Raw genomic sequence first — 11126 nt, forward strand, 5'->3', positions numbered from 1 at the left:
GGCCTGCGTCGGCTTGAGGGTGCGGTTCATCTTGAGCGGGTTCTCGATGATGACCTTGAGGGCGTTCTCGATGCCGATGAGGTTCGGCACGAGGGTGGCGCCGCCCCAGCCGGGCACGAGGCCGAGGTAGACCTCGGGCAGCGCGATGGCCGGGGTCGAGGCGTCGATGGTGCGGTAGGTCGAGTGCAGCGCGACCTCGACGCCGCCGCCGAGGGCGAGGCCGTTGACGAACGCGAAGCTCGGCACACCGAGGTCGCCGAGCAGTCCGAGCGCGTGGTGCCCGATCTCGCCCATGAGGCGTGCGACGTCGCGGCTCGGGATGCGGTCGACGAGCGAGAGGTCGGCGCCGGCCGCGAAGCTGAAGCGCTTGCCGGTGATGGCGACAGCGTCGATCTCACCGGCGGCGGCACGCGAGCGCAGCGACTCGAGCGTCTCGCCGAGCGCGGCGAGGGTGTTCGGGCCGAGCGTGTTCGGACGCTTGTAGTCCTCATTGTTGTCCAGGGTGATGAGGGCGAGGGTGCGACCGGATGCGAGGCGTACGTCGCGCACCTTCGACTCGGTGATGACCTCGACATCGGCGGCCGGCTCGAGCAGCGCCGCATACTTGCTGCGGTCAAACTTGGGGAACTTCACTTGTTCTGCCTACTTTCCTGCTCGCGCGTGCTTCTTGCCGTTCCAGGACGGGTTCTCCCAGATGATCGTGCCACCCTGGCCGAGACCGACGCAGAGCGCGGTAACGCCGTAGCGCACCTCGGGGAACTGCTCGAACTGGTTCGCGAGCTGCATCATGAGGCGCACGCCGCTCGCTGCGAGCGGGTGGCCGAGGGCGATTGCCCCGCCGAAGCGGTTGACCGAGGCGTCGTCGTCGGCGATGCCGAAGTGGTCGAGGAACGAGAGCACCTGCACCGCAAACGCTTCGTTGAGCTCGAACAGTCCGATGTCGTCGATCTTGAGGCCCGCGCGCTTGAGCGCCTTCTCGGTCGAGGGGATCGGGCCGAGGCCCATCACCTCGGGCTCGACGCCCGCGAACGCGAACGACACCATCTTCATGCGCGACTTGAGGCCGAACTCCTTGAGCGCGTCGTCGGAGACGAGGATCGACGCGGTGGCGCCGTCGGTGAGCGGCGAGGCGTTACCAGCCGTCACGCGACCGTGCGGGCGGAATGGCGTCTTGAGACCGGCGAGGCCCTCCATGGTGGTGTCGGGCCGCAGGTGCTCGTCGCGGTCGGCGAGACCCCAGCCGGCTTCGCTCTCGATGGCGACCGGAACGAGGTCACGGGTGAAGTTGCCGTCCTCGTACGCCTTGGCGGCCTTCTGCTGCGAGGCGAGCGCGAAACGGTCGGCGCGCTCCTTCGTGTACTGGGGGTAGCGGTCGTGCAGGCGCTCGGCCGTGTTGCCCATGTTCAGAGCCTCGCCGTCGACGAGCTGCTCGGAGAGGAAACGGGGGTTCGGGTCGACCCCCTGACCCATCGGGTGGTGGCCCATGTGCTCGACGCCACCCGCGATGACGACGTCGTTCTGCCCAAAGCCGATGGTCGAACCCATCAGCGCCGAGGCGGTGAGCGCACCGGCGCACATGCGCTCGATGGCGAGGCCGGGCACGTTCAGCGGCAGGCCCGCGAGGATCGCGGTCGTGCGGCCGAGGGTGAGCCCCTGGTCGCCCTGCTGCGTCGTCGCCGCGATTGCGACGTCGTCATAGCGGTCGACCGGAATCTGCGGATTGCGGTCGATGAGGGCCTTCATCGCCTTCACCGCCAGATCGTCGGCACGAGTTCCCCAGTACATGCCCTTTTCGCCAGCGCGGCCAAAAGGCGTGCGCGTGCCGTCAATGAAATGGACCTCTGATCCGGTCACTGTTCCTCCTCGTGGTCCGCATCGTTACGGACCGTTGTGATCAGGGCGAGCCTATCGAGAGGAGATGTCGGAATCCGTAGCGCCTTGGGCAGCCTCGACAAATGACCTCGCGATTACGGGGGCCGTCATGTCGACCTGCCACTGTCGCGCTCCCAAATTACTGAGTTCAGTCCGAATCTCGGATTCAGTCTCGGCCGTGCCGTCCCAAGCAAGCTGTCGCAGGAGCGACGGCGTGAGCAGATTCTCGGTCGGCAGGTGCAGTTCTTCGGCGAGTTCGGCAACGGCGGGACGCGCTGCGCTGACCCGGGTGAACGCCTCGGGACGCTTCTGCTCCCAGGCCTTGATAGGCGGCACGCGGTTCGCATCCGGGGCTGCCCGCTTTGGCGGCACGGGGTTCTCACGGCCTGCGGCGACGGCAGCCCACCAGCGATCGAGCTGCGAGCGCGACTGCTTGCCCGTGAAGTCGCTCATCGCGCTGAGTTGTCCACGAGAGCGGGGCTGCGCCTTGGCGACTGCGAGCACGGCGCGATCGGGAACGATGCGACCGGGCGCCGTGTCGGTTTCGCGGGCGTAGGCGTCGCGGCTCAGCCAGAGTTCACGGGCGATCGAGAGCGCGCGCGGCGAACGAAGCTGATGCACGCCCGAGAGCGCACGCCACCGCTCGGGGTCGGCGTCGGGCTCGAGCGTCAGGTGCTTGACCGGATTGAGGGGCCGGCGCAGTTCATCCGCGAACTCCTCGCGCGCCCAGTCGGCCTTGCCCGCATCCGTCAGTCGCTTCGCGAGCTCGTCGCGCACATCCACGAGCAGCTCGACGTCGAGGGCCGCATATGCGAGCCACTCCTTCGGCAGCGGGCGAACCGACCAGTCGTCGGCCGAGTGCGCCTTCGCGAGCTCGATGCCGAGCAATTCCTGCACGACCGCGCCGAGCCCGACGCGATCCATGCCGAGCAGGCGCGCGGCGAGCTCGGTGTCGAACATCCGCGTTGGTTCGAGACCGATGTCGCGCATGCAGGGGAGATCCTGCGTCGCGGCGTGGAGGATCCACTCGTCGTCGGCGATCACCTCGGTCACTGACTTCAGCGAGCCGAACGGGATCGGGTCGATGAGCAGGGTGCCCGTCCCGCGACGGAAAATCTGAATGAGGTAGGCCCGGTCGGAGTACCGGTAGCCCGAGGCGCGCTCGGTGTCGATGGCGATGGGTCCGGTGCCCTCTTCGAGCCGGCCCAGGGCGTCGCTCAGGGCAATATGCGTGTCGATAACCTCGAGTCCGCCGCGCTCGAGGCGCTTGCCGTCAACCGCGGCCATGTTCACGCGCCGCGTGCCGCAGGATCGCGACGTCCTGCGAATCGACCGGCGGAAGTCCAGCGAGCATGCAGAGCAGCGTTGACCACGCCTCGACGTGGGTGGCAAGGTCGGAATTCTGCGGCGTCCACGAGGCGCGCATTTCGATCTGGGAGCCCTCACCCTGCTCGGTGAGCTCACCGAAGCCCTTCGAGTTCACCACTGTGACCGTGCCCGAGGGGAAGCGATAGTCGGCGCCGTTCTCGTCGAGCGCGTCGACGAGCCACGACCAGGCGACCTCCGGCAGCATGGCGTCGCCGCCAATGTCGGTCTCCAGCGGGGCCTGCGCGAAGCAGACGACGCGGAAATCACCGCGCCATGCATCCGGCTCGGAGGGGTCGTGCAGCAGGATGAAGCGGCCCGTGCCGAGCTGGGAGTCGCCCTCCAGGTTGCCAGGACTAACATCTGCTGCGAGCGCCAACGCATGAGGGGCCAGACCCTCGGGTGAACGGATTTCCTGCACCCGTAGGTCGCTGCGAAACTCGACAGCTCGAATTGACTCGACTGCCATGTCGAACGCTACGGGCACCGGATGCAAGCTGACCACCACGCCTGAAGGTTAGGCCGGGTGGTGCGGCCTGTGAGCTGCGGCGCGCCGACTTGCCGCGAACGGAGGAAAATGACCGAACGACCCCTCAGGAACGCGACCGCGCTTGCGGCCGGTGCCACCGTGTTTCTTGGCTCGCTCGCGGCAACCGCGGCGACCATGCTCGCGCGCCAGGTGGTGAACCCGCCGCGGAGCACGCGCGGGCCGGTGCGGGTCATCAAGTGCGACCTGCACAATCCCGAGGCAACGGCGGGCACGATCACGCTTGAGCGCACGATTGAATCGGAGACGTCGGGGGAGTACACCCTGTTGTGGGACTCGGCCCGGGGCCGCGCGCGCCTCGGCGAGATCGTCACCGCCGACTTGCGGACGGTGACGCGGCGCTTCAGCGAAGCGATCGGTACGCCCATTGTCGGCATTCGTACTGTGCGGGTGGCCTCTGCCCCGCAGCGCGACATTCGCGACCTCGGCCTGCACTGGCGCGAGGTGGAGGTGCCCGGCGAACTCGGCCCGATGCCCGCCTGGTTCGTGCCGGCCGACCGCGAGGGCAGCCACGACTGGGTCATTCACGTGCACGGGCGCGGCGCGGCAATGACCGAGCCGCTGCGCGCGGTGCCGCTCGTGCGGGCGCAGGGGTGGAACTCGCTCATCGTGAGCTATCGCAACGACCTCGGCGTGCCTTCGCCGGCCGACGGCAAGTACGGCCTTGGACTCACCGAGTGGCACGACGTCGATGCGGCGCTCGAGTGGGCAATTTCGCGCGGTGCCGAGCGAATCGTGCTCACCGGCTGGTCGATGGGCGGTGGCATCGTCGGGCAGACCTACCTCAACTCACGCTTCCGCAAGCGCATCGTCGGCCTCATGCTCGAGTCGCCGGCGGTGAACTGGCACGACACCCTCGAGTACCAGGCGGCGCAGATGCGCGTCCCCGCGCCGGTAGCAAAGCTCGGCATGTGGCTGCTCAACTCGCCCCTGCACCGGGGCCTGCTCGGCACCGACGAGCCGCTCGACCTCGCGCAGCTCGACCTCGTGGCGCGGGCCGACGAGTTCGAGGTGCCGATTCTGTTGCTGCACTCGACCGCCGACACCGTCGTGCCGGTGACCTCGAGCCAACGGCTCGCGCAGGCGCGGCCCGACCTCGTCGACTACGTGGAGTTCACGCGTGCGCGGCACACACGGCTCTGGAACGTCGACCGCGAGAGCTGGGAGACGGCGGTGGACGACTGGTTCGCCGGGCTCAGCGTGGAGGCTCAGGCGTCGTCGCGCACGAGCCGCTGATAGAGGAAGCCGAACTCGTCCTCGAGCAGCAGCTCGCGCCGGAAAGCCGAGTTGCGCGACGAGGAGGGGAGCGCCGGGGAGGTGTCGGGGCCGAACACCGGCGCCTGCGTGAGGCACACCTCGTCGAGGAGCGCCCCGTCGAGGAACTGACCGATCAGGGTCGTGCCGCCCTCGACGACGATCTGGTGTAGCCCGCGGCCGCGCAGCTCCGCGAGCACCGCATCCAGCGGCACCCGGCCACCCGACGTGTCGAACTCGGCGAAGTTGGCGCCGGGCATCGTCTCGGCCGCGCGGTCGCGCGCCGAAGCCGGCCCGCACACGAGCACCGAGGCAGCCGCATCCGCCTCGCTGATGCGGTGGCCCGTAAGGTTGCCAGACTCCGAGATGATGCAGAGCCAGGTGGGGCGGGTCGCGGTGTGGCGCTCCTCGCGCACCGTGTTCGCGCCGACCACGACCACATCGCTCATCTCACGGATGAGCCGGAGGATGCGCCGGTCGGCCCGGTTCGAGAGGCTGTCCGAGGTGCCGTCGCCGCCGGTGATGCGGCCGTTGAGTGAGCCGAGCATGTTCATGCGCACCCAGTCGGGCCGCGGCGGCGCATAGTGTTCGCGCAGCCACGACTCGGCGGCGCCGATGCCATCGCCGGTCAGGTCGAGCAGGTTGCCGGCACCGCCGAGCTGGCGGAGCCAGGCCGGGTCCGGCATGCGGCTGAGATCAAACGGCTGCGAAGTGTCGGGCACATCAACCAACCTACGCGCTCGTGGCCTCCCGGACCTGACGCTGCACGCGACCGAGCATGCCGACCATGCCGTTCAGGCGCAGCGGCGAGACCTGCTTGGTGATGCCGAGCTCGAACGGGAAGTCGACGGGGATGCCGATCACCTCGTCGGTCGAGAGCCCGTCGATGCCCTGCACGAGCACTGAGGCGAAGCCGCGGGTCGTGGGCGCCTCGGCCGGGGCCTTGGCGAACAGGTGCACTGTGCCGTCGTCGACCTCGGTCGTGATGAAGACCGGTGACTGGCACTCAATGACGCGCTCGAATTCGACGTCGGTGAAGCGTTCGGGCACGTCGGGCAGCTCATCAGAGAACTCGAGCAGCATCGTGAGCCGCTCGCGCTCGGGGATCGCGAGGAAGTCGTCGCGGATCTCCGCGAGCTGAGCAGGAATTGCAGACATCATTGCCTCTATCGGGTGGGCGCGGTGCCGGGCTCTTCGCCGACGACGATCGGGGCGCCAACGAGCGAACCCCACTCGGTCCACGAGCCGTCGTAGTTGCGCACCGTCGGGAAACCGAGGAGGTACTTCAGCACGAACCACGTGTGGCTCGAGCGCTCGCCGATGCGGCAGTATGCGATGACATCGTCGCTGTCGCCGAGGCCGAGTTCGCCGCGGTAGATCTGCTCGAGCTCCTCACGCGACTTGAACGTCGCATCCTCATTCGCGGCGCGCGCCCACGGCACCGAGTGGGCCGAGGGGATGTGTCCGCCGCGCAGCGCCGACTCCTGCGGGAAATCGGGCATGTGCGTGCGCTCGCCCGTGTACTCGGGGAAGCTGCGCACGTCGATGAGCGGCTTGCCCTCGCTCAGGTGCGCGACGACGTCGTCGCGACGGGCGCGCAGGCCGGTCTCGTCGCGCTCGACGACGGGGTAGTCCGAGGCGGTACGCTCGGGCACCTCTCGAGTGAGTTCCCGACCCTCGGCGACCCACTTCTCGCGGCCGCCGTTGACGAGGCGGATGTCTTCGTGGCCGAACAATTCGAACACCCACATGGCGTAGGCGGCCCACCAGTTCGAGCGGTCGCCGTAGAGCACGATGGTCGTGTCGCGGCTGATGCCGAGGCGGCTCATCAGCTCGGCGAAGCCCTCGCCGTCGACGTAGTCACGTACGACGGGATCGTTGAGGTCGGTGTGCCAGTCGACCTTGACTGCACCCGGAATGTGCCCGGTGTCGTAGAGGAGTACGTCTTCGTCAGACTCGACGACCACGAGGCCGTCATCGTGAAGGTGCTCGGCCAACCACTCGGTCGAGACAAGACGGTGGGGCTGCGCGTACTGCGCGAATTCCCGGGATTCGTCGAAGACGACGGACATGACTACTCCTCGAATACTGCGGCGTTCGTACCTAGGTCAGCGTAGTCTTGACCCAGCTTATTCCTGCGCAAAAGGAGACCTCTGTGACCGTAGGCACCCTCGTACATCTCACCGAACAGGTTCCGCAGATGACGCCGGATGAGATGGTGCGGGCCCTGGTGCCGCCGCCGCAGTTTGCGCACGCGAGTTTCGAGAACTACGTGCCCGATGAGTCCTATCCGTCGCAGATGCAGGCGGTCGAGATCTCGCGCGACTTCGCGAAGGCCGGGGGAGACCGCTCGAGCGGCCGCGGCTTCATGTCAAAGATGTTCAAGCGCGCACCGACGGTGAAGCCCGGCGTCTACCTCGACGGTGGCTTCGGCGTCGGCAAGACCCACTTGCTTGCCGCGACATGGCACGCCTTTAGCGGTCGCAAGTACTTCGGCACGTTCATCGAGTACACCTCGCTCGTCGGCGCACTCGGCTACCAGAAGGCCGTCGAGGCATTCACCGGCGCTAGCCTGCTCGCCATCGACGAGTTCGAGCTCGACGACCCGGGCGACACCATGGTCATGACCCGCTTCCTCGGCGCGCTCGTCGAGAAGGGCACCCACGTCATGGCGACCTCGAACACCCCGCCGAATGCGCTCGGTGAGGGACGATTCGCGGCGCAGGACTTCCTCCGCGAGATCACGAAGCTTGCCGACGTGTTCAAGACGGTGCGCATCGACGGCGTCGACTACCGTCGGCGCGCGGTTGAGGGCCACGCGATCGTGAGCTCGCCGGCCGAGGTGCAGGATGCGGTGGATGCGTGCATCAGCGCGGGCAAGACAGTCGCGCAGGACGACTTCCGCACCCTCATCGACTTCCTTGCCACCGTGCATCCCTCGAAGTATGTGCGCCTCGTCGACGGCATCAGCCTGCTCGCACTCACCGATGTGACCGAACTCACCGATCAGTCCGAGGCGCTGCGCTTCGTCGCCTTCATTGACCGGGTCTACGACGCCGAAATCCCGATTGTCGCCTCGGGCGTGCCCCTCGACGCGATCTTTGGTGGCGGCATGGTCGACGGCGGTTACCGCAAAAAGTACCTTCGCTCGGTGTCGCGACTCATCGCATCCACCGGCGCCGCCAGCGCGTAGCGCGCGCCGCGTTCGTCGCAGCCCGTAGCCCCGGAAAATTCCCGGGTTACGGGCTGATTCTTTGCAATTTTGCGCAATCTTCAACAAGGTTGCACGAAAGTTAAAATTTGTTGAGAGTGCAAAGTTACTCAAAATATGCGCTAAAAACGCCATTTATTTTTGCCGTTCGGTCTACTCTCAGGAACCACACACCAACGGTTTCGGGTCGAGCGGTTGACCCGCCGGGTGTGATTGAGAGGAGAACTTCAATGGATACAGGTGGTGCGGCCTGGCTCATTACTGCGACGGCGTTGGTGTTGTTTATGACACCGGGCCTCGCGCTGTTCTACGGTGGCCTCGTTCGCGAGAAGGGCGCCATCTCGATGATGATGATGTCCTTCGGCGCGCTCGCGTTGGTCGCTGTGCTCTGGGTGCTGTTCGGACACGCGATGATCTCGGTCGACGGCTCGTCCTTCTTCCAGTTCGCGGGGAACCCGTTCACGGACTTCGGCATGGTGGCGACCTCGGGCGATAACGAAGCCATGATGGGCAGTGCCTACTCGGCGACATTCGCGATCATCACGGTGGCCCTCATCTCGGGCTCGATCGCGGATCGTGCACGCTTCGGCTCCTGGCTGCTGTTCGCGGGCATCTTCGCGACGCTGGTCTACTTCCCGGTCGCGGCCTGGGTGTGGGGCGGCGGCTGGATCTCACAGCTCGGCACGGCGCTCGGCTTCGGCGACCTCGGCGTCATCGACTACGCCGGTGGAACTGCGGTGCACATCAACGCGGGTGCTGCTGCCCTCGCTCTTGCGCTGGTGCTTGGTCGCCGCCAGGGCTTCGGCAAGAGCCTCAACCAGCCGCACAACGTGCCGCTCGTGCTCGTTGGTACCGCAATCCTCTGGTTCGGCTGGTTCGGCTTCAATGTCGGCGCCGAGGGCACGGGCAACCTTGTCGACGGCATCCCCGGCCTGATCACGGTCAACACGATCGTGGCCCCGGCTGCCGGTATCCTCGGCTGGCTCGCGATCGATCGACTTCGCGGCAAGAAGCCGACCGCGGTTGGCGCTGCCTCTGGTGTCATCGCTGGCCTCGTGGGTATCACCCCCGCGTGTGCCGACATTCTTCCCGGATGGGCTCTGCTCCTCGGCTTCGTGTGTGGTGTTGCCGCTGAGTACGCTTGCGACCTCAAGTGGGCCGCGAAGTACGACGACTCGCTTGATGTCGTGGGTATCCACCTGGTCGCGGGCCTCATCGGCTCGATCTGGCCCGGTCTGTTCGGAACTACCTCGGGACTGTTCATGGGCTTCGGTGTCCAGCAGCTGATCCTGCAGGTTGTCGCCTCTGTGGCGGTATTGATCTACTCGTTCGTGGTTGCGTATGTGGTGGGGATGGTCATTCAGAAGACCATCGGCTTCCGAATCACGAGCGAGGAGGAGCTCGCAGGTGTGGACGAAAGTGTCCACGGCGAACGCGCTTACCAGCGCACCGGCGAGCTCAACCAGGTTGGTGCGGCGTAGGCCACTGATCGTCCTACGACGAATGGATGGCGGTGCCGGAAGCACTCACTGCGGGCCAGCGTAATGCTGTGTGAGTGATTACGAAGCCGCCGACCACACCAACCACCAGGGCCCCGGAGTCATCGACTCCGGGGCCCTTATTAATTCTCCCGTTGCGCGCCCTGCGCGGCCGCTACGAGCGTTGTGGCCGTGCGTGCGCACCTGTGCCCGCGTATTCGCACTCGCACCAGATCGCGCCGCAGTCGATGTGGTTTTCTACGTTTGATGCGGTTGTACGCGCAGCGCTAGTAGAAAACTGCAGGGATCACCGGTTAGTGCTCTCGGAGTCGCGTGATGAGTTCGCTCTTTGTAGATCTGGACACTCCTGTGATGCCCAGCTCTCGCGCTCGCGCGCGGAGCTCCGGCACGGTCCGGTCCTCGTAGTTCTCAGCGGCTCCGCCGCGTTTGCCCACTGCGGTCCTGCCTTCCTTCGCTGCTGCGTTCGAGATCCGCGCTGCCTGTTCCTCAGACTTTCCCTCGGCGCGCAAGCTTTCGTACAGTTCCGGGTCCTTTAACGATGATCGACGTTGACGTGGCATGGTCCGCTCCAATCAGTTCGTTTGTGCGAGCACCTTCGCCTGCTTGACGGTGTCCCTCGCACGAGATTGTTTGCATGCAATTACCACCTTCGCGAATCTGGGCCGACACGTCTACCCGCGTTGAGGAGACGGACCGGGGCAGTACGGGTCGCACTCAGACACGCCCGCGCGGGATGCGCGGCATAGACCGGACGGATGGCCGGCGACGGGGGAGTCGGGGAAACGAATCAGGGCCTCCCGTGGGAGGCCCTGTGAGGTGGGTGATACTGGGATCGAACCAGTGNCCTTCCGTGTGAAGGAAGTGCGCTACCGCTGCGCTAATCACCCGCAACAAGGGTCTATCTTGGCACACGCGAGCTATGTCGCGCAAACCGGCTCCCTCGAGACACGCTGCTGGGAACGAATTTCATGCTGTTGATCTGGGATTTCTAAATTCCCCGCCGTCTCGATTTGCATTGCACGGAATGCTTGCATTAATGTAGTTCGAGTGCTGAGGCGCCGAAAGGAAGCCAAGGTCACGCGGATGTAGCGCAGTTGGTAGCGCATCACCTTGCCAAGGTGAGGGTCGCGAGTTCGAGTCTCGTCATCCGCTCGAGTGTGAACAAGACCACGTCTTGAGAGCACGGGCATAGACCCAGTACGGTGACGTGGCCGAGAGGCGAGGCAGCGGCCTGCAAAGCCGTTTACACGGGTTCGAATCNCGTCACCTCGGTATCCTGTACGGGATGCACAATGCAAGTCTCGAAAGAGATGAGCGCGATTGGCGCAGCGGTAGCGCGCTTCCCTGACACGGAAGAGGTCACTGGTTCGATCCCAGT

Annotated in this window: 10 protein-coding genes, 2 tRNA genes and 1 pseudogene (1 of these 13 cut by a window edge); 4 read left to right on the top strand and 9 right to left on the bottom strand. The window is 66.0% G+C overall.

Going from position 1 to position 11126, the window contains the following annotated elements; translation table 11 throughout:
• From ID132_RS02435 to ID132_RS02450, 4 genes and pseudogenes are all read right to left on the bottom strand, one after another.
• Positions 1-633: pseudogene (locus ID132_RS02435) on the bottom strand (3-hydroxyacyl-CoA dehydrogenase NAD-binding domain-containing protein) (it extends 1524 nt beyond the left edge of the window).
• 9 nt (positions 634-642) lie between these two features.
• Positions 643-1854, bottom strand: a complete 1212-nt coding sequence (locus ID132_RS02440) for a thiolase family protein (protein WP_193127779.1) — start codon at positions 1852-1854, stop codon at positions 643-645.
• Positions 1855-1905: 51 nt separating this feature from the next.
• The gene (locus tag ID132_RS02445; protein WP_125105808.1) at positions 1906-3159 is read right to left on the bottom strand and encodes a ribonuclease D; all 1254 of its coding nucleotides are present in this window, start codon (positions 3157-3159) and stop codon (positions 1906-1908) included.
• The gene (locus ID132_RS02450; RefSeq protein WP_125105809.1) at positions 3146-3706 is read right to left on the bottom strand and encodes a DUF3000 domain-containing protein; all 561 of its coding nucleotides are present in this window, start codon (positions 3704-3706) and stop codon (positions 3146-3148) included. Before ID132_RS02450 ends, ID132_RS02445 begins: the two co-directional genes overlap by 14 nt.
• Positions 3707-3814: 108 nt before the next feature.
• Here ID132_RS02450 and ID132_RS02455 point away from each other — a divergent pair, with 108 nt between their 5' ends.
• On the top strand, positions 3815-5020 hold the full coding sequence (locus tag ID132_RS02455) for an alpha/beta hydrolase family protein (RefSeq protein WP_193127780.1): 1206 nt from the start codon (positions 3815-3817) through the stop codon (positions 5018-5020).
• Here ID132_RS02455 and ID132_RS02460 read toward each other — a convergent pair.
• From ID132_RS02460 to ID132_RS02470, 3 genes are read right to left on the bottom strand one after another with little or no spacing between them, the layout of a single operon-like run.
• Entirely contained in the window at positions 4993-5760 is a 768-nt protein-coding gene (locus ID132_RS02460) for a dihydrofolate reductase family protein (protein WP_125105811.1), read from the bottom strand. The two genes, ID132_RS02455 and ID132_RS02460, sit on opposite strands and share 28 nt — an antisense overlap.
• A 10-nt stretch (positions 5761-5770) precedes the next feature.
• Positions 5771-6196 carry a SufE family protein gene (locus ID132_RS02465; protein ID WP_125105812.1) on the bottom strand — a complete coding sequence of 142 codons (426 nt, stop codon included), beginning with the start codon at positions 6194-6196 and terminating at the stop codon, positions 5771-5773.
• Between the two features lie 8 nt (positions 6197-6204).
• The gene (locus ID132_RS02470) at positions 6205-7110 is read right to left on the bottom strand and encodes a sulfurtransferase (RefSeq protein ID WP_125105813.1); all 906 of its coding nucleotides are present in this window, start codon (positions 7108-7110) and stop codon (positions 6205-6207) included.
• A 128-nt stretch (positions 7111-7238) separates the two neighbouring features.
• On the opposite strand from ID132_RS02470, the gene zapE reads away from it, so the two are divergent.
• Both zapE and ID132_RS02480 read left to right on the top strand, forming a co-directional pair.
• A complete protein-coding gene (zapE, locus tag ID132_RS02475; protein ID WP_125107334.1) occupies positions 7239-8231 on the top strand; it encodes a cell division protein ZapE in 993 nt (330 codons plus the stop codon).
• Positions 8232-8479: 248 nt separating this feature from the next.
• A complete protein-coding gene (locus tag ID132_RS02480) occupies positions 8480-9730 on the top strand; it encodes an ammonium transporter (protein WP_125105814.1) in 1251 nt (416 codons plus the stop codon).
• A gap of 311 nt (positions 9731-10041) precedes the next feature.
• Here ID132_RS02480 and ID132_RS02485 read toward each other — a convergent pair whose 3' ends face one another.
• Positions 10042-10308, bottom strand: a complete 267-nt coding sequence (locus ID132_RS02485; RefSeq protein WP_125105815.1) for a DUF7218 family protein — start codon at positions 10306-10308, stop codon at positions 10042-10044.
• Between the two features lie 257 nt (positions 10309-10565).
• Positions 10566-10635: transfer RNA gene (locus ID132_RS02490), tRNA-Val, on the bottom strand.
• Between the two features lie 192 nt (positions 10636-10827).
• On the opposite strand from ID132_RS02490, the gene ID132_RS02495 reads away from it, so the two are divergent.
• Positions 10828-10900: transfer RNA gene (locus tag ID132_RS02495), tRNA-Gly, on the top strand.
• Positions 10901-11126: the final 226 nt, after the last annotated feature.

It is taken from the genome of Gulosibacter sediminis, assembly GCF_014904065.1.
In the GTDB taxonomy this organism is placed as follows: Bacteria; Actinomycetota; Actinomycetes; order Actinomycetales; family Microbacteriaceae; genus Gulosibacter; species Gulosibacter sediminis.